The organism is Gluconobacter sp. NFX36 (assembly GCF_049887835.1).
GTDB lineage: Bacteria > Pseudomonadota > Alphaproteobacteria > Acetobacterales > Acetobacteraceae > Gluconobacter > Gluconobacter japonicus_A.
The window spans coordinates 185,108-204,661 of record NZ_JAGEKJ010000006.1 but is presented as its reverse complement, the minus strand read 5'-3'; the positions used below and the strand labels follow the sequence as shown (position 1 = coordinate 204,661).

The following is a 19,554-nucleotide window of genomic DNA, read 5'->3' as shown; positions in this document are numbered from 1 at the left end:
AACGCATGCTTAAAGCCCTTTCGCGCCGCGCCCTGTTTGGTGCACTTGCTGCAACCCTCACGTTCGGGGCCGGTGTCGCACACGCCAACCCGGCAACAGATTTCGTGAATTCCTTCGGTGGCCAGCTGGTCAGCATCGTCAATTCCAGCAAGCCACTGGCTGAGAAAAAGCGTGAAGTTCTCCCGCTGCTTCAGTCCAACGTCGATATTCAGGGCATCGCCCGATACTGCCTCGGCCGCTACTGGCGCACGGCAACACCGGCCCAGCAGCAGAAATACCTGCAGCTCTTCGATCAGGTTCTGGTCAACACCATCACGGACCAGATCGGCAACTATCAGGGCGTCAGCTTCCGTGTGACAGGCTCCACCCCGACACCGGATGGTGAGCGCGTCAATGCTCTTATCGACCGTCCAGGCCAGCCTGAAGTCAACATGCAGCTCATCATTGGCGGAAACCCGTCAAAGGTTGTGGACATGTATGGTGAAGGCGCCAGCCTGCGCATGAACCAGCGTGGCGACTACAGCTCCTACCTTTCCCGCCATGGCGGTGATGTCGGCGCTCTGAACACCGCACTGGAGCATCAGCTCAACAATCACCACTGATGAAACCGTCTGCGGACAGGACATCACAAAAAAAGGCCTCCCGTTTCGGAGGCCTTTTTTTATGCTCGTACCCTAAATCCCAGTTAACGAACGGGACGCTTCACGACAGTCACATGAAAACGGTAAATCGTGTCTTTTCCCGTAAAAAGAACATCGGTCTGCCCTTCATGATGCGCCAGAATTTCCGCAACTTTCTGGGACACGAGATTGACGTGTAAAACATCTGGCAAACTCAGGGTCGCGGTTTGCAGATCAGGCGGGAGTGCAACAATTTCTGTCCCACCAACGGGCAGCACAAGCGTACGATCAATAATGTGCATCCCCCCAACAACGCTCTCCGCAGGCTTGACCGCACCCGCTTGAGCCATCGCTGTCCCCGCACTCGCCGCAACGGCCAACACAAACGCTATTTTCCGCATATTTTTCAAAAATTCGGCCACACTACATTCCTCAATGAATACTGTCGTATTGTTTGAGACGGTAGTGCCTGCGGAGCCGGGAAACAAATGCTGTCTCCCTGCTCCGTGTTAGCCAGACGTTATTTCGTAAAGAAACATCGTATTGCCATCGCGTTCGAACGTATCAACATGCCGCATGCCGATACTGCCAAGCACAACACGGGAGGCCAGATTGTCTTCCTTGGCCACAGCCACAATACGTGGCTCTCCTTCATCCAGAACATACCGGATTGCAGCAGCAGCAGCTTCGCGCGCAAGTCCACGTCCGGCAGCCCATGGAAAAATGGAAAATCTCAGCCCAAGGCCACGACCATCCGGGCGTTCATGAACACCCGTCATCCCAACGAAGCGCCCATTCTCACGGATGGCAAAAATACCAATACGGCGCCTGGCCCAGAACGCAACGTCCTCAGCCATTTCCTGTTCCGTATCAAAGCGGCTTCGCACGCCACCAAGCATCTGTCCGAAAGCACCGGCATCAGCCTTGAGAACAATCATATCCTCAAGATCCGGCCAGTTGACCGGAGTGAGAACCAGACGTGCAGTACGGAGTTCGCGCCCTAGCAAACGGGCCTCCTCAAACCGTCAGAAACCGGGACAGACTACCCTGCCCCGGTGACGAGCAAAAGGAACGGTCCGTCTTAGCGGGCCAGAGGGCGATACTTGATGCGGCTTGGCTCGGTCGCATCCGGTCCAAGACGGCGGCGCTTGTCTTCTTCGTAGTCCTGGAAGTTACCCTCGAACCACTCAACGTGGCTGTCACCTTCAAAGGCAAGGATATGCGTGGCCAGACGGTCAAGGAACCAGCGATCATGGGAGATGACCACGGCGCAGCCAGCGAAGTCTGCCAGAGCATCTTCGAGAGCACGCAGCGTATCAACGTCAAGATCGTTGGTCGGCTCATCGAGCAGCAGAACATTGCTGTCTTCCTTGAGCATCTTGGCAAGATGAACGCGGTTGCGCTCACCACCCGACAGGATGCCGACGCGCTTCTGCTGGTCAGACCCCTTAAAGTTGAACGCTCCCACATAGGCACGGGACGGAACCGTCCGCTTGCCAAGCTGAATAACGTCCGTACCCCCGGAAATTTCTTCCCAGACGGTCTTGTTGGCATCCAGCGTATCGCGGGACTGGTCAACATAACCAAGCTTCACGGTCTCACCGATCTTCAGTGAGCCACCATCCGGCTTGTCCTGACCCGTGATCATCTTGAACAGCGTGGACTTACCCGCACCGTTCGGACCGATCACACCCACGATGCCACCCGGCGGCAGCTTGAAGTTCAGACCATCAATCAGCAGACGATCGCCAAAGCCCTTGGAGAGGTTCTCGGCCTCGATCACCGTACCGCCAAGGCGTGGACCCGGCGTGATAACGATATCCGCTGTACCACCAACCTTTTCAGAGTTGGCAGCCAGCATCTCTTCGTACTTGGTGATACGAGCCTGGCTCTTGGCCTGACGGGCCTTCGGAGAGCTGTTGATCCACTCCTGCTCGGCAGCAAGTGCACGCTGGCGGGAGCTCTCTTCCTTCTCTTCCTGGGCCAGACGCTTGCGCTTCTGTTCCAGCCAGGACGAGTAGTTGCCTTCGAACGGATAGCCACGGCCACGCTCGAGTTCGAGAATCCAGTTCGTGACGTTATCCAGGAAGTAACGGTCATGGGTGATGACCATGACGGTGCCCTGATAATCACGCAGCGTCTTTTCGAGCCAGCTGACGCTCTCAGCATCAAGATGGTTGGTCGGCTCATCGAGCAGCAGGATGTCAGGCTTTTCCAGCAGCAGGCGGCACAGAGCCACACGGCGCTTCTCACCACCGGACAGCTTGTCAACCGGGCTGTCTGCAGGCGGGCAACGCAGCGCATCCAGAGCGATTTCCAGCTTGCGGTCCAGCTCCCAGCCGTCGCCTGCGTCGATGATTTCCTGAAGCTCGGCCTGTTCGGCCAGCAGGTTTGTCATTTCTTCGTCGGACATCGGCTCTGCGAAGAGCATCGAAATCTCGTTGAAGCGATCAATGGCATGCTTGAGCTTGCCAAAACCCAGAGCGACGTTTTCACCGACCGTCAGCTTCTCGTCGAGCTTCGGTTCCTGCTCAAGATAACCGATCTTGACGCCCTCAGCGGCCCAGGCCTCACCACCGAATTCCTTGTCGATCCCGGCCATCACCTTGAGCAGCGTGGACTTACCGGCACCGTTGACGCCGAGAACACCGATCTTCACACCCGGCAGGAAGGAGAGCGTGATGCCCTTGAAGACCTCACGTCCACCCGGATAGGCCTTTGTAAGATCCTTCATGACATAGACATACTGGTAGGCGGCCATGCGAGGTCTCCTGATCGGGGTGGAACGTGGAATGGGCGGCAACAGAGGGCACGCCAGACAGAATAAAACACCGTGCGCCCGGAGGGACTCGAACCCCCAACCAAGCCGTTATGAGCGGCCGGCTCTAACCAATTGAGCTACAGGCGCGCGGTTGCTGCACGAAATCGCTTACCTGACGCATTTTTGCAAGGCCTGACATGGTGAAATGTCTTTTTTTGCATTATGTGTCTAACGCCTTCACGTCTCCGACAGGACTTTCCAGAGCCGCTGCCGCCGTTTCGAGATGGCACCTGCCGGTCTGTATTGCTCTGGGGGAAGACATCATGGAAAACACCCGACATCCTTTTGCCCGCTGGCAAAACCGGTGATATCCGCCAGCCCGGCGCTTCTTCTGCGCAAGCTGCGCTGGCTCTACGCTCCCGATCCGGTCATGGCCGGATACGCCCTCAGAACAACCCTGACATCCCTGCTGGCACTGGGAATCGCCCTGAAGATGGAACTCGGCAGCCCCCAATGGGCCGCTCTGACCGTCTGGATGGTGGCACAAGGCACGCGCGGACGCAGTCTGGCCAAGGCAAAGTGGCATCTGTTCGGCATGGTTCTGGGCGTGATCTCGGGGGTGGCCCTCGTTGCGGCCTGCCCACAGGCGCCACTGATGTTCATTCTGCTTCTGGCAGCGGGAATCGGCCTGTTCTGCCTGATCGGGACCTTCATGCCTGGCCCCGCCTCCATGACCAATTACCGCATCCACGGCATGCGCGCGACCGGCTTCACCTACGCCATCGTTTCGCTGGATGGAATCGCCGACCCTCACCACATTTTCGAAATCGCCATGTCCCGCGCGACCTATATCGTGCTGGGCATTGTTCTTGAGGCTTCTGTCTCCGGGCTTTTCCAGCTCGGCCTGACAAAGCGGACCCGCCAGCAACTCTCCAGCACCTTCAGGGACACACTCAAACCAGCCCTGCTCACAATCGCCGATATTCTTATCGGCAAGGTGGATGCGCTGGAAACCATGCAGCCGGTCTTCACCCGTATCACAACCCTCGGAGATCAGGTCGAGTTTGCGGAAGTCGAGCTGGGCCGTCAGGATCACGCAGGCGATCACACCCGGGCTGCACTGGCGGACATTGCCGTCCTGCTGGCCAGAGCGCTCGATCTGGCCACACTCATGCGCCTGCCCCTTAGTCAGGATGATGCTTTTCTTAAACAGGCAGAGCGCATCCGGGAGATGTTTCTGACCCTTCCAGACAGGCTTGAAAGAGCCGATCCCATGGAAGCGATCCTGGATGACCTGCGAACCCTCCGCCGGGAGTGCCGCCGCCGCGTTGTCCAGTATTTTGGAACGAATCTTCCGGGAGCAGATGATCGCGCGACCATGTTACGCCACGGCATGTTGCAACAGGCCCTCGTGGAACTGATCGACGCTCTGCGTATGGCCCTTCGTCAGTTCGAAGCCAGCAGAAATCCAAAGCCGCACGATCATTTCCATGAACCCATTCGATCCTACCGGGACTGGCGACAGGCCATCGTCAACAGCCTGCGCTCCTCCGTGACGGTCTTCGGAGCCGGCGTGATCTGGATTGCGACGGCATGGCCCAGCGGCCTGACATTCATCATGTTCGTCGCAATCGCATGCAGTCTGTTTTCCACACTCGAAAGACCAGCCCTGGCCACACAGGCTTTTCTGCACGGCGCCTGCTGTGCGGTTCTTGCCGGTGGCGTTCTCGACCTGCTCCTGCTCGGCAAACCTACCACCTTTGAGATGTTAGGCATGTGGTCCGGCGTCGCCATGATGCTGGGCGGCCTTGCTTTTGCCTACCCCCCGCTGACGCTTCCGGCGGTGTCGTACAACCTGTTTCTGCCCATCATGCTTGGCCCTTCCAATCAGGGCCGAACGGACGAGATCGTCTATTTCAATACCGCCCTGCCGCTGGTTCTGGGCCTGCTCTACACAACATGGATGTATCGCGTGTTCCTGCCCTATGATCCCGCACATCAGCGCTGGACCATGCGGGAAAACATTCTGCGGGATCTACATCACATTGCGGATGGGAAAAACGACACCACACTGGATGTGATCGTCTCCCGCAACGTGGACCGTTTCGTCCGCCTCATGACCAACTCGGCAGATACCCCTTCCCCCGTCGTTCATGCCTACCTGCAAGGCATCCTGTCCGCCATGCGTGTCATGCTGAACCTGCTGCGTCTGCGGGCCATCAGTCATGACGCTGCCCTGAGTCCACGCGCCCATCAGGCTCTGGAACTCGTTCTGGCCCGCATGAGCCATTTCAGCGGCCGGTATCACGGCCATTATGGCCGAACCCTGCGTGCCACCCTGCTGGCCATCCAGCGCCTCAGAGACTGTGAAACAACCGAATCGCGTCCCAGACAGCGATTTATTCTGATCGCAGCCCTGACAGCCCTGGATGTGATTTCCACCGAGCTGACCACAAACCGTGTCTTCTTCGATGCCCGCTCTCCTTATCTTGACCCCACCTTTTGAATGCTCACGAAGAAATGTTCTGCAACGGACTTTTCTTTTCACGCAAACGGGAGAAGTGTTCCGTTTCAACCGCGGGGTGCCGCGGAAGACAGGGTCTCAGAAAGGATACCGTCCATGTTTCGTCGTATCGTGCCCGCTCTTGGCCTCGTAGTTGGCCTCGGTATGGTTTCGTCGGCCGCTCTGGCACAGGAACAGTCACCGCCGCCACCATCAGCCGTTCAGGGCACGCCAGGCAAGGATTTCACAGGCGTTTCTCCCGCTAATCTCGCAGGAATCATGAACTACTGCATCGAGCTGCAGTATCTGTCCTACGACGAAGGCAATCCGGCTCTGTATGGCCTGAGCGAGAAGTACAAGGCTACCGAACAGACGGTCGGCAATGACGACTACGCTCTTGGCACGGCTGGTTATTTCAACAGCAACGGCAAGCGCTATTATCTCGTGGCTTATACCAATGAAGATGACCGCCGCGCAGCCTGCCACAATGCGCTGAAGGCCGCCCAGCCACTTCTCTGAGCCCACTGATCTTCTGATCATTGGCTTTCCGTATGAACGCCCCGGCCTTACGCCGGGGCGTTCTGCGTTTCTGGGTGTTTTTCTTCCGCACTGGGCAGAAAGCTGAAGGACCGTTAATGTTCGCTCGTCTTAAAACCAGTTCAGGACATGAACATCATGGACGTTTCCAAGATCTCGCCCGGCAAGGACGTGCCGAACGACATTAACGTAGTTATCGAGATCCCGCAGGGGTCCCAGGTCAAGTACGAAGTGGACAAAGAAAGCGGTGCGATCTTCGTAGACCGTTTCCTGTTCACTCCTATGGCCTATCCGGCCGCCTACGGCTTTATTCCGGGCACACTCGCCGCTGACGGCGATCCTGCTGACGCCCTCGTGCTGGCTCCAGCCGCCGTTGTTCCGGGTGCCGTCATCCGTGCACGCCCGATCGGCATGCTGAAGATGGAAGATGAAAGCGGCCAGGATGAGAAAATCATCTGTGTTCCGCACGACAAAATCCACCCGCAGTTCACAGACGTGAAGTCCATCGATGATCTGCCGGAAATCACCCGCAAAGCCATCGAACACTTCTTCGAGCGTTACAAGGATCTTGAGCCGAACAAGTGGGTCAAGGTGACAGGTTGGGCCGGCAAGGAAGAAGCTGGTAAAGTGATCGAAGCAGCACTGGCCGCTGCAAAGTAATACGGATTTGTGATCCGTATTATACGGATCACAACTTCTTTCCTCTGGTACAAGCTGCATCTGTTCCTTAAAAACCACAGTTCGTATCATATGAACGTGATTTTTGAGATTTTTATCTCACAATGACTGTTCTTTATCCCCGATAAAGTGTTACGAAGATCTCGCAACCTGATACCCGAGGATAAGAGACTTGTCTCGCCTGCATCTCTATGCCGCAGCCTGTGCGGTTTCGCTTACGCCCGCCATCGCCGCTGCTGAAAGCACGGCCAAGGCTCCTCCCCCCGTAACGACCGTTGTCCAGTCAGCCCCTGGCAAGAAGGTCACGACAGTTCATGTCCTCGCGCCTATCACGGTGATGGACTGGCCTGATCAGAACTCGGAAAACCCCAGCGTCCGCGTTAATACACCACTCACCATTCTGTCCTTCGACAAGGAACAGGTTCCGCCGCTTCCAAAGCCTGAAGCACTGTTGACCAACCCTTTCGGCTGGAACAAGTGGCTGCGTGATCGTGGTATTGCGCTGATGATGGACAATACAAACGAATATACTGGCGCCATTACCAAGCCAACACCTGGCTATGGACTGCGCCAGGGCAGCAGCAATGCTGGCCAGTACAGCCTTGAAAACGACATCGACTGGGAAAAGCTCGCCGGTATCCGTGGCTTTTCAACCCATGCTGTCGTTGTCGGCCGTTACGGTATTCCGGCCAGCCGCATGTTCGGTGACAACCTCAACCCCAGTTCCGAAATCTACGGTGCTGGCGGCAACGTGGTGGTCCACCTTGTTTACGCATACGGCGAAGAAACACTCGGAAACGGCCATTTCGACGTTGCAGCAGGCCGTATTCCGTTCCTGAACGACTTCTCCGCCAACCCGCTGTACTGTAATTTCCAGAACAATGCCTTCTGCGGTAATCCCAAGGCATCGTCTGACAATACGACCCACTCATCTTACCCAGACGCCGTCTGGGCGGCGCGTATCCGTGTCCGCCCGACCAAAAGTACCTACATCCAGACGGGTGTGTATTTCGCGCAGGCCGGCATCTACAACAACGTCCAGTACCGGACAGGCTTCAAGTTCAACGGCGCCGACATCAACGGTCAGGCCGTACCAGTTGAAGCAGGCTGGGAACCACTGTTTGGCAAAGATCACCTGCCCGGCCACTACAAGGTCGGTTACGCGATCGACAACGCGCCTCACAAGGACAACTACTATGACGTCAACGGCAATCCGTTCGTCATAACAGGCCTGCCACAGAGAACGGTAAACTACTCCTGGGCTGCATGGGCACTGGTGGACCAGATGGTGCTGCGTCACCATACCCCGGGCAATCCGGATGCAGGCCTGATCGTTCTTGCCGGTTTCTATGCCAACAGCCCCCGCACGCAGACCCGTGCCCAGCAGTATGAAATCGGGTTTGTGGACAGTGGCTTCTGGAAGGCTCGTCCCCTGGACGGCATTGGCGTGAACTTTACCTATGTTCGCGTTGCTGGCAGCGTCTCAGACACGCAGCGCCTGCAACTTGCCCGCGGCATGTCTCTCATGAACGGTTCCTACGGCATCCAGAACTACGGCGAAGTGCTTGAAGCGAACTACCGTATCCATGTGATGCGCGGCGTGACGTTCGCGCCTGACTTCCAGTACTACTTCCGCCCGGGTGGCCAGGCCGCCCTGCATGACGCAGCCATGCTAGGCTTCAAGAGCCACATCCAGTTCTTCTAAGCCCAAACGCTTTCCGAAGATCAGAAACAGCGGCCAGCAGGTTTTCCTGACTGGCCGTTTTTTTTGAACCTGATTGGAATGGTTTTCAGAAAACGGAATCATAGCTGAAAACGAAAAAAGACGCCCGAAGGCGTCTTTTTCAATCTGGAGCGGGTGATGGGATTCGAACCCACGACCCCAACCTTGGCAAGGTTGTGCTCTACCCCTGAGCTACACCCGCGTTCCGTGATGCGGCTTATGACGGAAACCGGCAGAGTCTGCAAGAGGGAAGACACTCTGAAAAGCATTTTCTTGATAGGAAAAACATCCACCACTAGAAACGAAAAAAGACGCCCGAAGGCGTCTTTTTCAATACTGGAGCGGGTGATGGGATTCGAACCCACGACCCCAACCTTGGCAAGGTTGTGCTCTACCCCTGAGCTACACCCGCGTTCCGTGGGCGGTGTTATTACCGAACTTCGAAACCTGCGCAAGAGGGAAAACACATCAGGCAGACTAATTTTCCATTTCTTCCGATTCCATGGGGATCCCTCGCCTTTTCCTGAGCTATCCCAGCTTCCCTCAGCTCAAAGTCCTCTTGCACTGATCCCCATCAACCCCGATCTTTCGGAAAACCGGATTTCTCCAGCAGGATGGCCTCCTTTTCATGAGCAGCACTTTTGACGAACATCTGATCGGCCAGTCTCCATCACAGGGAGCTCCCTCCCCTATCATTGACGCTGACCAGACGACTTTCATGGCTGATGTGGTTGAAGCCAGCCAGCAAACACCCATTCTGGTGGATTTCTGGGCTCCCTGGTGTGGCCCCTGCAAGCAGCTCACCCCTGTTCTTGAAAAAGTCATCCGCGCTGCGGCAGGGCGTGTCCGCCTTGTCAAAGTAGATGTCGAGGCCAACAAATCCCTCGCAGCCCAGCTTGCCCAGATGGGCCTCCCCTTGCAGTCGATTCCCCTCGTCGTCGCATTCTGGAAAGGGCAGGTCCTCGATCTTTTCCAAGGTGTGCAGTCTGAAGGAGAGATCCGTCGTTTTGTTGAAACCCTGCTGAAGACAACGGGGGGCACAATGCCGTCCGCCGATCTTCTTGCAGAAGCCAAGAAAGCACTGACTGAAAACCTGCCAGCTGAAGCTGTGGAACTTTACGCACAGCTTCTGGACGTTGAGCCGGAAAACCCGGAAGCCTGGGGCGGTCTTCTGCGTTCGCTTCTGGCTCTGGATGAAATTGAAGGAGCGGAAGAAGCCTCCGGTCAGGTTCCGGCAAAGCTGGACGCTCACCCAGAAATCACAGGAGCCCGCGCGGCTCTGGCGCTCACGAAAGAAAGTGCCAAAGCTGCATCCGAACTGGACACGCTGCGCCAACAGGCCGAAGCTGATCCGTCAAACTTCGATATTGCTTTGAAACTGGCCGCCGCCATGAACGCTTCCGGTCAACGGGCTGAAGCCGCTGATCTTCTCCTTGAGATCATTCGCAAGGACCGCGACTGGAACGAGGGCGCCGCGAAGACCGAACTCCTGCGTTTCTTTGAAGCCTGGGGTCATACCGATCCCGTAACCCTGTCCGCACGCCGCAAACTCTCCTCCCTCCTGTTTTCGTGAGCCTATGACCCGAACGCCTGATACATTCGTAGATCTCAGCGACATTCCCCGCAGGGTTCCGGCCCTGATGGACCTGACGCTGGCCGATCTTCCTCCCCGTGTCGGGCTTTTTCCCGTATCCGGAGCCATGTTGCTCCCGGGAGGGCAACTCCCGCTGACCGTTTTTGAACCGCGCTACGTTGCCCTGCTGGAGGATGCGCTCGCCGAACGTCGGCTCATCGGAATGATCCAGCCGCAGGAAGAGGACGAGGAAGACCCTCTTCCCGTCCTGCACGATATTGGCACCCTCGGACGCATCACCAGTTTCACGGAACACCCGGACGGGACATTCTCGGTCACCCTGCTGGGCGTGACCCGTTTCCGGCTTCTGATGGAAGGTCTGACGCGCCGGGGCTGGCGCGAAGGAGCAATTGACGCCTCTCCGTTTTTCTCTGATCTGGTGGAAAGTGACCCCTCTCCCATCAATCGTTCCAGACTTCTGAGCCGACTGAAAGACTACCTGACGGCCCACGAACTCCAGACGGACTGGTCCCTGATTGACGAGATGGATGACGAGATGCTTCTTGTTGTCCTGCCCATGCTTGTCCCTTTCAGCCCCACACAGAAACAGGCGCTTCTTGAAGCAGGCACACTGGATGATCGTGCAGGGGTCTTGCTGGATCTTCTGGCAAAGGGCATGGAATAATCATGAACGCTGAACTTGACCCCCGCCTCCTGTCCCTTCTGGTCTGTCCGGTAACCAAAGGCCCCCTGACCTATGACCGGGACACACAGGAGCTTATCAGCCCCCGCGCGAAGCTGGCTTTTCCAATCCGGGATGGCATCCCCATCATGCTTCCAGAAGAAGCACGTCATCTTTCAGACTAAAACGTCAAACCGGTACGGGACTGTGACAAGGCAGATTGATCGTCACGAACCTTGAAGTTCATGACGATCTTCATCAGTTCTGCCGCGTCCCCCACCAACTCCTGACTGGAACCGCTCATTTCCTGCACGATGGCTGCATTGGTCTTCGTGACAGCTTCAAGCTGGGTTGTGCTGGCGTTGATCTCCATGATCCTTAAGGCCTGCTCCTCCGCACCAGACGCAATCTCCCCGACAGCTTCTCCCAGACGACTGACAGATGTGGTGATATTCCCGAGCGCCGCACCAGTTTCATCGACCATTTTCACACCACGTTCGACGTCTTCCATGCTGCTGCTGATGAGCTCCTTGATCTCGCGTGCAGCCGTTGTCGATCTCTGAGCCAAAGCTCGAATTTCCTGAGCCACGACGGCAAAACCACGACCAGCATCCCCCGCTCTTGCAGCTTCGACGCCAGCATTCAAAGCAAGCAGATTTGTCTGAAATGCGATTTCATCAATAACACTGATGATCTGCACAATCTGGGTCGAGGACTCGGAAATTTTCGCCATCGCTTCAACCGTGCGATTAACAATTTCCGCGCCCTGCCCGGTTTCATTGCAACAGGCCTCTACTGTTTCGTCCGCCTGTCGGGCTTCTTCAGCCACCTCCTTCACGGAGGCCGTCAATTCTGTAATGTTGCGGGAAACTGTCCCCAGGGCCTGAACCTGTTCGGCAATCCGGCAGGCAACATCTTCCGATGAACTACTCAGTGTTCTTGCACGATGTTCAACCACCCCGGATGTAGACCGCACGGCATGAACGATATGGCTCAGACCAGCACAGGCATTCTGGAACGCACCACTCATCCGGGTTGTTTCGGTTTCCAGATCCGGATCAATTTCCTGCACCAGATCCCCTTTCGCCATCCGCTCAAGCGCATCGGCGAGAGCTTCAGACAGAGCGGTCAGACTCTCAGTCCGCTCTTTCTCAGCCCTTGACCGCTCCTGATCATCCATATTCAGGGTATAGGTCTGAAGCCCCAACTCCATATCCAGCAACGCGGCTTTAATCAGCAGACCTACTCTGCGCGTAGCCTCCTCAACAGGCAGAACGGGCTTGGCCTTTCGGAAAAGACGATCGAAAAATCCCTGTGGTGGCTGCGGCCATGCTTCACGCAGGAATCCCGAGACAATCCCCTCAAGCAGCAGCCCGTAACTTCCAATATACCATTGAGGCTCAAGCCCAATCCGCGCATGAGTGTTACCGATGGCCTTCGTGCTCTGAACATAATCAGTCCCGAAATCGCCATCCAGAATACGGCTCCAGTGCTTCTCCTGCTGAGTGCGGGCCGATTTCTGGTGAAGCGGATTGGAAAAGAACCGAGACAGAGCCGGGGTCTCATCAACCCGACGATAGAACCGATCCAGTGCAGGCCCAAGCGTCTGCCTCACCTGCTGGCCAATACGGCTGATCAGGGCTTTTTCCGCGGCGCCGATACCCAGAAAAGCAAGACGTTCTCTAATATCTGTCTCGACCTGATCGGGCATATTTGATCTCCAAGGCGTCGCTCGGTCCGGGGAAAAGGACTGGCTTCGCCCTAGCACACCAAAGGTTACGCAATCATGAAGACACCCCGTCAGGTCACAGCAGAAAACTAGTTCCCACTGTTCTGCCCATAAGAGACTTCCGTGTCTGGAACCGCCGGCCGTGGCGTAATGTCCGCCGTGTTTCCTCCAGGGCCACCAGCCCCAAAGCTGACGCCTTCTGATGAGGGACTACTGGTCTCATGCGGACGGCTATCCTCACTCATGGCTCCCGGGGGCATAGGCATAACCGGCGCATCATCCGCATAAGACATACCGCTCGGATGAGGGCGGCGCCGGTGGTGATCTCCCCGATCCGGACCGGCCCCCGGTGGCGGCAACGCCGTCATGTCTGCGGCTGGACCGTCAAACATGGAACCAACACCACATCCCCCCAGTGAAAGGCAGGACAACGTCAGGGAAAGAGAAAGCCAGCGCATACCACGATGTTAGCATTTTTCCGGAGTTGACGCATCCCTGTTTGGAATGGGACACACCGCAGCCACACGCCTTTCACCCGGCACCCACAGTCAAGGAGAGATCCGCATGTTTGAAGGCCGCATTACCTCTGCCGCCGATCTGAGACGCGCCTGGTGGGACAGCCTGTTCGTAGACCACTCCATTTTCCGCCTCGGCTGGACGAACATTTCAGAGGTCATTCCAGGAAAAGTGTGGCGCTGCAATCACCCAACCCCTTCTCGCCTGCGGAGGCTGACCTATCGCCTGCACCTGAAGACGCTGGTCAATCTGCGCGGACACCGCAAATGCGGTTCTGATGCACTGTCCCGCCGGGCCAGTCAGCAGGTTGGCCTGACGCATCTGGACATGGCTTTTGAAAGCCGCGGGGCTCCACATAAGGACCGTATCCTGCGCTTTTACGACATGTATCAGACGCTTCAGTTCCCCATGCTGATGCACTGCAAGTCCGGCGCAGACCGTGCGGGACTGGCCTCAGGGCTGGTGACCATGTTTGAAGGTGGAACCGCGACAGACGCCCTGAAGCAGCTTCACTGGCGCTTTGGTCATTTCAACCGTTCCAGAACCGGTATTCTGGACGCATTCTTTCTGCGTTACAGAGCCGAAGCTGAAGGCCGCCTGCCCTTCATGGACTGGGTCCGCACAGAATATGACGAAGATCGCCTCCGCGCGGATTTCAAAGCCGGAAAGATTTCGTCTTTCCTGAACGACAGTATTCTCCGCCGGGAGTAATCCGGCGGGGGCCTTTCAGGCCGCTTTATCGTCAGGTGCGCCAAGCGTCCGGATCAGATCCAGCATCCGCTTGCGGACAGACTGATCTGGAATGCGATAGTAAGACCTTACAAGATCAACCGTCTCCCGACGGCTGAAAAGCGCGGCTTCATCAACTGGAAGATCAAAAAGGCGCGGCGGGGCGGGAGCCGCAGCCTTCGGAGGCGGACCACCAAACGTCGCCTGTGTTTCCGCAAATCCGGCCCCAAAGGCAGGAGCAGGGGAAGCCGCAGGTTTGGGGGTACCATCCTGCATATCATCAAAGAAAAAGCCGATTGGCACGTCCAGAATACGCGCCAGATCGTATAAACGGCTGGCACCAACACGGTTGGCACCACGCTCGTACTTCTGAATCTGCTGGAAGGTCAGGCCAAGCGCCTCACCAAGCTTCTCCTGCGACAGTCCAAGAAGGGTCCGCCGCAGACGGATACGGTTCCCCACATGCACATCGACTGGCCCAGCAGCGGCGGCACTTTTCGGCTCGACCTTACCGTGACCGATTGTCATGTAGTTCCCTTCCCAATCAAGAAAGAGAAGGTAAATAAAACAACCCTAGATTGTCAATATTAACCTTTTTAACGCTTTGCAACCAAGGCCCTCTCACCCCGCCGACGCGGCCAGAAAGCCAGAAGAACACAGACAATCGACAGACCGAGCGGAATGGCGCGTCCATACCGGGAAAAAAGCGTGGGTGGCAGCGGAGACGGAATATTGCTGACCAGCACATCCGTCTTTCCCCACCCCAGTCTGGCTGTCTCACGCCCGGCTGCATCGTAAACTGCGGAAATGCCGGTATTGTTCGCGAAAACAACCGGAAGCCCCTCTTCAACAGCCCGCATCCGCCCGGTCGCCAAATGCTGACGTGGACCCGCACTGTCTCCATACCAGGCATCATTGGAAATGGTGACAAGCCAGTCCGGCCGATCATGAGGCGCGACAACAGAGCCTGAAAAGATGATCTCATAGCAGACCATCGGCCCCACCTTGCCAATATCCGGCATGGTCCAGGTTTTCAGTCCCGGCCCAGGCGTCAACACACCCGGCAGGATATTAAAGGGCAAAATCCAGGGCTGATATTCGCCAAACGGCACAAGACGGCTCTTGTCATAGATCGCAGCGATTTTCCCGTCCTGATCCACAACTTCGAGACTGTTATACCAGTGACCGTTTTCTTCACGGTCAGAGCCAATCATGGCCGGAGCACCACCCGCAGCATGCGCAATGATCTGCCGGGCAAGATCATCTTCATCCAGCAGGCCCGGAAAGCCTGATTCCGGCCAGATCACAACACTCGGCCTGTCGTCTCCCATCAGTCGAGCCTGCTGAACGCCCTGCGCCGTCATCCGGACATACCGACGGAAATTCTCGACACTCTGTTTGTGGTCAATAATTTCTGCCTCGGGAACATTCCCCTGCACCAGAACAGCACGCGGATTGATGACCGGCAGCGGCTGCAAAACCGACAACCGCCAGAAACCTCCACCAACCCAGAGAACAGCACCAACCAGAACCAGCAATGCCGCTCTCCGGCCACGGAAGATCGCAAGAGAGGCCAGAACCAGCACAAGGGTCAGACCATCCACACCCAGAACCGACGCTGGCTGGATCAGCGCATCACCAAACCGCCCCGGAAGTTCCAGATCGCTTCCCAGCGGGTTCCAGGGGAAGCCGGAGAAGATCAGCACACGCCCCATATCCACAGCGGTCCAGCTCCCGCCGAACATCAGCACACGCCTCCAGCCCGCCGGAACCAGACGGCACAGAACAGCCGGAACCGCGATCAGTGGAGCAATAATCAGGGACACACCAGGGGAGGCAAACGGAACCACCCACCAGAATTCATGCACGCGTGTCAGGATCGCGTTTGTCAGCCAGTACAGACCTGCGGTGTGGAACCCCATCCCGAACAGGAAGCCAGACAAAGCCGCGCCCTTCCAGGACGCAGCATCCTCAGCGGCCCGGTATAGAACCAGAAGCCCGAGGGGCAACGTGAAAAGCGCACAGACGGGCGGCAGAGACAGGGCCGCAAACGCCCCTGCCAGCACCATCAGGCCAGCAAGCCGCCAGCCATGAACAGGGAGCGTCGAAGTCATGAAGACGACCATCCATCAAAATGAAAAAACGGCCGAGCCATGTCAGCCCGACCGTTACAGGGATGTCAGGAGTCGAGAGCGTCCCGAAGGCGACGCTCATAATGACGGTAGTATTTGTCCGCCAGAAGCTCGCTTTTTACCAGAACGGCAACATCCGTCGTGTTGAACTGCTCGTCCACCACTGCACCGTCACCCACATATCCGCCCAGACGGAGATACCCCTTGATGAGCGGCGGCAGCTTGTTCAGGCATGCGCGGTGATCAAGCGTATGGGGATCGACGCGCAGCATTTCCACATAGCGATCCGGCAAGGCGCGGATACGGAGCGCCGGCGGAGCCAGATGGTTGTGATGCATGTAGGTTAACTGATCGGCCACGGCATCCGGGTCCGTACCCGGCAGACTTCCGCAGCCAAACAGAACGTCAATACGATGCAGGAAGATATAGGAGGCAATGCCGCGCCACAGAAGCTGCATGGCCGAACGACCACGATGCTCCCGCGCGACGCAGGAGCGTCCGACTTCCAGCAAACGTCCCGGAAATTCCGTCAGGTTCGAGATGTCGTATTCGGAAGACGTGTAAAAACGACCAATCTTCTCCGCAGCATCAGAGCGGAGCAGACGATAGGTGCCCACAACCCCTTCTGCACCCGACCCGATGCTGTGATCGATGACGAGAAGATGATCCGCAACGTCGTCAAACTCGTCCACGTCGCGCTTGGTACGGAACGTGCGCTCGTCGGGATGAGCACCAAGCTCTTCAAAAAAGACCTTGTAACGGAGCGCCTGAGCCGCATCACGCTCGGCCTCGGTCTCCGCAATCCGCACCCCCAGAGACCCACCCCGAAGCTCCTGGAAGCCGCCATCGCGGTTCAGGGCCAACGTGGAGAGAGTCTCCATCTGCTTCAGCGTTTCTTCACTGCTGACGAGCGAATGGCCTGGCGCTGAGTTTTTATCCTCGGCCGAATTGGTGCTCATGTGTCGCTCTTGTTCCTGCTCTTGGGAAGCGGCCGCTTCGGGGTCTCTTTTTCGAGACGATGCCCGAACAGCTCAATACGGTGAGAAACGAGATCGAATCCAAGACGCTGTGCAATCTGCGTCAGGAGACGGACGGGCTCGTCATCTTCGAATTCGATGACCCGGCCGCTATCTACGTCAATGAGATGATAATGGTGGCCACTGTCGCTGGCTTCATAACGGGCACGCCCACCGCCGAAATCACGACGCTCAAGGATGCCCTTTTCTTCCAGCAGACGAACGGTGCGATACACCGTGGCCACGGAAATACGGCTGTCTATAGCCGATGCGCGGCGATACAGCTCTTCGACGTCCGGATGATCGTCAGCTTCAGACAACACATGGGCAATCACCCTGCGCTGTCCTGTCATTTTCAGACCATTCTCCACACAGAGGCGGGCAATGGGCGAATCATCCACAACGGCGGAACCAGCTGGCTTCCGACCTTGCGTGCGGGTGCGTCTGTCCGCGACTTTCGTATCTACGACCATAACAGCGGCCTAGCCGAAAAACGGACCATTTGTCCAATCAGAGATGCAAATAAAAATACCGGCTTCCTGCGGATGAGGGTCAGGAAGCCGGGAAACATGATCAATCGTCGTCGCGACGACGGCCGAGGCCGATCTTGCGAGCCAGGGAAGAACGGTGGCTTGCGTAGTTTGGAGCAACCATCGGATATTCCGGCGGCAGGCCCCAGCGCTCACGGTATTCCTGCGGCGTCATGTTGTAAGCTGTCTTGAGGTGGCGGCGGAGCAGCTTCAGCTTCTTACCGTCTTCAAGGCAGATGATATAGTCGGGGAATACCGACTTGCGAGGCGGCACAGCTGGAACTGGCTTCTCAGCCGGCACTTCTTCCTGCACATCAACATTCGCAAGGGAATCATGTACCGAGCGAATAAGACCCGGAAGCGCGTCAGCTCCGATATCATGGCTGGATACATAAGCGGTAACGATCTGCGCAGTCAGGTGGCGCAGATCAAGGTCTACTGTCTCTTGCGACATAATATAAAGTCCTTCATCCGGAAACGGGCAGTTCTCTATCAGTGAATTTTGACTACTATCAAGCAAAAACAAGGTGCAGACGAGAAATGACAGAATATGAAATATTTCCACTCGACATCAGAGACAAGCGTTGCCCAATGACGACTGTGTATGTCCGCACCCGTCTGGACGCCATGACTTCCGGCCAAAAACTCAAGGTTTTACTCAAAGGAGAAGAACCAAAGCGGAATGTTTCCACCGCCGTTCGAGCACTTGGATACCAGATAATAGACGAAACTCACGTTCAGGAAGATAGCGGTTTTTATTGTCTTCTGATTGTCAAATCTTAGAGGTCATGACGATGGCATCACTTCCATCCTGATAATAACCACGTCTTACGCCAGCCCGGGCGAATCCGCAGGCTTCATAAAGCCTCCTTGCCGCACTGTTACTTACGGATACTTCAAGAAATATTTGACCTTTTGGAAAGATTTTCTCGATCAACTGACGTCCCAATCCCCGCCGCTGAAAGCGGGGAGAGACAGCGAGTGTCAGGATTTCTGTTTCATCCAGAAGCGTTCTGGTCAGAATAAAGCCCGCAGGTTGCCCCTCAAGAGTCACAACCAGCGCTTCAGTTCCAGGGATGGATAGCAACGAGGCAAACGCCGCCTCATTCCAGACTTCCCCACCCTGAAAGGCTTCTTCATGCAAGGCCGCCAGCAAAGGCGCCCCCTCCACACCCAGATCCTGAAAGACCTGGTCCGGTTTTGCGGCTATCATTGGGGAAGCGGGCGCAGTCCAGCCGCAGGCGGCTTTGCTTCCGGAGGATCAACATAAAGAGGGCTGAGAGGCCCGGCAGCCTGCCCCTGCGCTGCACGGACGATTCCAAGCGCATCCGGAGCAACACAGTTAATCGTGGGACACCCCCAGGACAATCGTTCCTGAACACCGTCCCCCGCTATCGCAGAAAACACTGTCTCATCCAGATCGTCCGCAGAGATTGCGAAAACATCTCCATTCGGTGGGTCAACAAAGAACCGCCCTCGCCGCGCCAGACTGACACAGGCAACCTCCGGACGTCCAAGCGTAGCCCGGATCGCAGCCCCCAAAGTGACACCGACCGTCGGACAGTTCCATCCGGCGGCCAATCCTGCGGCCAAAGACAGAGACGCCCGCAAGCCCGTGAAAGATCCTGGCCCTATCACAGCAACGACCGCATCCGGAGCCTCTGTCCACTGTTGCTCTTCGAGCAGAGATCTCAGAGCTGGTGCAAAATGCTCGGACGCCCCTCGTCCGGTCAGAAGCTTTTCCGCAACGACACGTCCGTCTTCAACAAGAGCAATAAGATTGGTCGTTCCCGTCCCTGCACCTGCGCCGTTGAAAACCACAGTC

General features: G+C 56.8%; 22 protein-coding genes and 3 tRNA genes. 10 read left to right on the top strand and 15 right to left on the bottom strand.

Annotated elements, in window-relative coordinates; genetic code table 11:
- Positions 1 to 5 precede the first annotated feature (5 nt).
- Entirely contained in the window at positions 6 to 602 is a 597-nt protein-coding gene (locus J4P41_RS08540) for an MlaC/ttg2D family ABC transporter substrate-binding protein (protein ID WP_010504167.1), read from the top strand.
- An 83-nt stretch (positions 603 to 685) separates the two neighbouring features.
- Here the strand turns inward: J4P41_RS08540 and J4P41_RS08535 are convergent, their stop codons facing one another.
- From J4P41_RS08535 to J4P41_RS08520, 4 genes are all read right to left on the bottom strand, one after another.
- Positions 686 to 1,042: a pilus assembly protein N-terminal domain-containing protein gene (locus J4P41_RS08535; RefSeq protein ID WP_062502815.1), complete on the bottom strand. Its 357-nt coding sequence runs from the start codon at positions 1,040 to 1,042 to the stop codon at positions 686 to 688.
- 87 nt (positions 1,043 to 1,129) lie between these two features.
- Positions 1,130 to 1,627, bottom strand: coding sequence for a GNAT family N-acetyltransferase (locus J4P41_RS08530; protein ID WP_426066768.1), 498 nt, complete (start codon positions 1,625 to 1,627; stop codon positions 1,130 to 1,132).
- Positions 1,628 to 1,701: 74 nt separating this feature from the next.
- Positions 1,702 to 3,381 carry an energy-dependent translational throttle protein EttA gene (gene ettA / locus J4P41_RS08525; RefSeq protein WP_023943904.1) on the bottom strand — a complete coding sequence of 560 codons (1,680 nt, stop codon included), beginning with the start codon at positions 3,379 to 3,381 and terminating at the stop codon, positions 1,702 to 1,704.
- 73 nt (positions 3,382 to 3,454) lie between these two features.
- Positions 3,455 to 3,528: transfer RNA gene (locus J4P41_RS08520), tRNA-Ile, on the bottom strand.
- 220 nt (positions 3,529 to 3,748) lie between these two features.
- Here J4P41_RS08520 and J4P41_RS08515 point away from each other — a divergent pair.
- The 4 genes from J4P41_RS08515 (at position 3,749) to J4P41_RS08500 (ending at position 8,804) form a co-directional block, all read left to right on the top strand.
- The gene (locus J4P41_RS08515; protein WP_426066794.1) at positions 3,749 to 5,887 is read left to right on the top strand and encodes an FUSC family protein; all 2,139 of its coding nucleotides are present in this window, start codon (positions 3,749 to 3,751) and stop codon (positions 5,885 to 5,887) included.
- Between the two features lie 114 nt (positions 5,888 to 6,001).
- Positions 6,002 to 6,403, top strand: coding sequence for an alcohol dehydrogenase (locus J4P41_RS08510; protein ID WP_426066767.1), 402 nt, complete (start codon positions 6,002 to 6,004; stop codon positions 6,401 to 6,403).
- Between the two features lie 156 nt (positions 6,404 to 6,559).
- The gene (ppa, locus tag J4P41_RS08505; protein WP_010504179.1) at positions 6,560 to 7,081 is read left to right on the top strand and encodes an inorganic diphosphatase; all 522 of its coding nucleotides are present in this window, start codon (positions 6,560 to 6,562) and stop codon (positions 7,079 to 7,081) included.
- Positions 7,082 to 7,271: 190 nt separating this feature from the next.
- Positions 7,272 to 8,804: a carbohydrate porin gene (locus J4P41_RS08500; RefSeq protein WP_211568106.1), complete on the top strand. Its 1,533-nt coding sequence runs from the start codon at positions 7,272 to 7,274 to the stop codon at positions 8,802 to 8,804.
- A 145-nt stretch (positions 8,805 to 8,949) separates the two neighbouring features.
- Here the strand turns inward: J4P41_RS08500 and J4P41_RS08495 are convergent.
- Positions 8,950 to 9,024: transfer RNA gene (locus J4P41_RS08495), tRNA-Gly, on the bottom strand.
- Between the two features lie 135 nt (positions 9,025 to 9,159).
- Positions 9,160 to 9,234: transfer RNA gene (locus J4P41_RS08490), tRNA-Gly, on the bottom strand.
- 216 nt (positions 9,235 to 9,450) lie between these two features.
- Here J4P41_RS08490 and J4P41_RS08485 point away from each other — a divergent pair.
- Genes J4P41_RS08485 through J4P41_RS08475 form a run of 3 tightly spaced genes read left to right on the top strand, consistent with a single transcriptional unit; the run spans position 9,451 to position 11,262 of the window.
- Positions 9,451 to 10,395 carry a tetratricopeptide repeat protein gene (locus tag J4P41_RS08485; protein WP_426066766.1) on the top strand — a complete coding sequence of 315 codons (945 nt, stop codon included), beginning with the start codon at positions 9,451 to 9,453 and terminating at the stop codon, positions 10,393 to 10,395.
- Between the two features lie 4 nt (positions 10,396 to 10,399).
- Entirely contained in the window at positions 10,400 to 11,080 is a 681-nt protein-coding gene (locus tag J4P41_RS08480) for an LON peptidase substrate-binding domain-containing protein (RefSeq protein WP_426066765.1), read from the top strand.
- Positions 11,081 to 11,082: 2 nt separating this feature from the next.
- A complete protein-coding gene (locus J4P41_RS08475) occupies positions 11,083 to 11,262 on the top strand; it encodes a Trm112 family protein (protein ID WP_010503567.1) in 180 nt (59 codons plus the stop codon).
- Here J4P41_RS08475 and J4P41_RS08470 read toward each other — a convergent pair.
- Positions 11,259 to 12,788 carry a methyl-accepting chemotaxis protein gene (locus tag J4P41_RS08470; RefSeq protein ID WP_426066764.1) on the bottom strand — a complete coding sequence of 510 codons (1,530 nt, stop codon included), beginning with the start codon at positions 12,786 to 12,788 and terminating at the stop codon, positions 11,259 to 11,261. The genes J4P41_RS08475 and J4P41_RS08470 overlap by 4 nt on opposite strands.
- A 107-nt stretch (positions 12,789 to 12,895) precedes the next feature.
- Positions 12,896 to 13,264 carry a hypothetical protein gene (locus tag J4P41_RS08465; protein WP_426066763.1) on the bottom strand — a complete coding sequence of 123 codons (369 nt, stop codon included), beginning with the start codon at positions 13,262 to 13,264 and terminating at the stop codon, positions 12,896 to 12,898.
- A gap of 106 nt (positions 13,265 to 13,370) precedes the next feature.
- Between J4P41_RS08465 and J4P41_RS08460 the strand changes: the two genes are divergently transcribed.
- Positions 13,371 to 14,033 carry a protein tyrosine phosphatase gene (locus J4P41_RS08460; protein ID WP_426066762.1) on the top strand — a complete coding sequence of 221 codons (663 nt, stop codon included), beginning with the start codon at positions 13,371 to 13,373 and terminating at the stop codon, positions 14,031 to 14,033.
- 15 nt (positions 14,034 to 14,048) lie between these two features.
- On the opposite strand, the gene J4P41_RS08455 is transcribed toward J4P41_RS08460, so the two are convergent.
- The 5 genes from J4P41_RS08455 to J4P41_RS08435 all read right to left on the bottom strand — a co-directional run bounded on the left by J4P41_RS08455 (position 14,049) and on the right by J4P41_RS08435 (position 18,183).
- Positions 14,049 to 14,579 (bottom strand): helix-turn-helix domain-containing protein, encoded by a 531-nt coding sequence (locus J4P41_RS08455; protein WP_426066761.1) that lies wholly within the window; start codon positions 14,577 to 14,579, stop codon positions 14,049 to 14,051.
- A 68-nt stretch (positions 14,580 to 14,647) separates the two neighbouring features.
- Positions 14,648 to 16,177, bottom strand: a complete 1,530-nt coding sequence (gene lnt, locus J4P41_RS08450; protein ID WP_426066760.1) for an apolipoprotein N-acyltransferase — start codon at positions 16,175 to 16,177, stop codon at positions 14,648 to 14,650.
- A 53-nt stretch (positions 16,178 to 16,230) separates the two neighbouring features.
- The gene (locus J4P41_RS08445; protein ID WP_209436215.1) at positions 16,231 to 17,064 is read right to left on the bottom strand and encodes a GNAT family N-acetyltransferase; all 834 of its coding nucleotides are present in this window, start codon (positions 17,062 to 17,064) and stop codon (positions 16,231 to 16,233) included.
- A 74-nt stretch (positions 17,065 to 17,138) separates the two neighbouring features.
- A complete protein-coding gene (locus tag J4P41_RS08440; RefSeq protein WP_010503553.1) occupies positions 17,139 to 17,672 on the bottom strand; it encodes a Fur family transcriptional regulator in 534 nt (177 codons plus the stop codon).
- A gap of 100 nt (positions 17,673 to 17,772) precedes the next feature.
- Positions 17,773 to 18,183 carry a MucR family transcriptional regulator gene (locus J4P41_RS08435; protein WP_211568100.1) on the bottom strand — a complete coding sequence of 137 codons (411 nt, stop codon included), beginning with the start codon at positions 18,181 to 18,183 and terminating at the stop codon, positions 17,773 to 17,775.
- An 86-nt stretch (positions 18,184 to 18,269) separates the two neighbouring features.
- Between J4P41_RS08435 and J4P41_RS08430 the strand changes: the two genes are divergently transcribed.
- Positions 18,270 to 18,512, top strand: coding sequence for a sulfurtransferase TusA family protein (locus J4P41_RS08430; protein WP_426066759.1), 243 nt, complete (start codon positions 18,270 to 18,272; stop codon positions 18,510 to 18,512).
- On the opposite strand, the gene rimI is transcribed toward J4P41_RS08430, so the two are convergent.
- Positions 18,502 to 18,942, bottom strand: coding sequence for a ribosomal protein S18-alanine N-acetyltransferase (gene rimI, locus J4P41_RS08425; RefSeq protein WP_426066758.1), 441 nt, complete (start codon positions 18,940 to 18,942; stop codon positions 18,502 to 18,504). The two genes, J4P41_RS08430 and rimI, sit on opposite strands and share 11 nt — an antisense overlap.
- On the bottom strand, positions 18,939 to 19,550 hold the full coding sequence (gene tsaB, locus J4P41_RS08420) for a tRNA (adenosine(37)-N6)-threonylcarbamoyltransferase complex dimerization subunit type 1 TsaB (RefSeq protein WP_426066793.1): 612 nt from the start codon (positions 19,548 to 19,550) through the stop codon (positions 18,939 to 18,941). The genes rimI and tsaB overlap by 4 nt, the downstream gene beginning before the upstream one ends.
- Positions 19,551 to 19,554 lie beyond the last annotated feature (4 nt).

What these genes read in the sequence shown, in the direction of transcription:
- J4P41_RS08440 (WP_010503553.1), bottom strand. Translation starts at nt 17,672, where the DNA reads ATGGTCGTAGATACGAAAGTCGCGGACAGACGCACCCGCACGCAAGGT.
- J4P41_RS08470 (WP_426066764.1), bottom strand. Translation starts at nt 12,788, where the DNA reads ATGCCCGATCAGGTCGAGACAGATATTAGAGAACGTCTTGCTTTTCTG.
- J4P41_RS08430 (WP_426066759.1), top strand. Translation starts at nt 18,270, where the DNA reads ATGACAGAATATGAAATATTTCCACTCGACATCAGAGACAAGCGTTGC.
- J4P41_RS08540 (WP_010504167.1), top strand. Translation starts at nt 6, where the DNA reads ATGCTTAAAGCCCTTTCGCGCCGCGCCCTGTTTGGTGCACTTGCTGCA.
- J4P41_RS08485 (WP_426066766.1), top strand. Translation starts at nt 9,451, where the DNA reads ATGAGCAGCACTTTTGACGAACATCTGATCGGCCAGTCTCCATCACAG.
- J4P41_RS08480 (WP_426066765.1), top strand. Translation starts at nt 10,400, where the DNA reads ATGACCCGAACGCCTGATACATTCGTAGATCTCAGCGACATTCCCCGC.
- ettA (WP_023943904.1), bottom strand. Translation starts at nt 3,381, where the DNA reads ATGGCCGCCTACCAGTATGTCTATGTCATGAAGGATCTTACAAAGGCC.
- rimI (WP_426066758.1), bottom strand. Translation starts at nt 18,942, where the DNA reads ATGATAGCCGCAAAACCGGACCAGGTCTTTCAGGATCTGGGTGTGGAG.
- ppa (WP_010504179.1), top strand. Translation starts at nt 6,560, where the DNA reads ATGGACGTTTCCAAGATCTCGCCCGGCAAGGACGTGCCGAACGACATT.
- J4P41_RS08510 (WP_426066767.1), top strand. Translation starts at nt 6,002, where the DNA reads ATGTTTCGTCGTATCGTGCCCGCTCTTGGCCTCGTAGTTGGCCTCGGT.
- J4P41_RS08455 (WP_426066761.1), bottom strand. Translation starts at nt 14,579, where the DNA reads ATGACAATCGGTCACGGTAAGGTCGAGCCGAAAAGTGCCGCCGCTGCT.
- J4P41_RS08435 (WP_211568100.1), bottom strand. Translation starts at nt 18,183, where the DNA reads ATGTCGCAAGAGACAGTAGACCTTGATCTGCGCCACCTGACTGCGCAG.
- J4P41_RS08460 (WP_426066762.1), top strand. Translation starts at nt 13,371, where the DNA reads ATGTTTGAAGGCCGCATTACCTCTGCCGCCGATCTGAGACGCGCCTGG.
- J4P41_RS08445 (WP_209436215.1), bottom strand. Translation starts at nt 17,064, where the DNA reads ATGGAGACTCTCTCCACGTTGGCCCTGAACCGCGATGGCGGCTTCCAG.
- lnt (WP_426066760.1), bottom strand. Translation starts at nt 16,177, where the DNA reads ATGGTCGTCTTCATGACTTCGACGCTCCCTGTTCATGGCTGGCGGCTT.
- J4P41_RS08465 (WP_426066763.1), bottom strand. Translation starts at nt 13,264, where the DNA reads ATGCGCTGGCTTTCTCTTTCCCTGACGTTGTCCTGCCTTTCACTGGGG.
- J4P41_RS08475 (WP_010503567.1), top strand. Translation starts at nt 11,083, where the DNA reads ATGAACGCTGAACTTGACCCCCGCCTCCTGTCCCTTCTGGTCTGTCCG.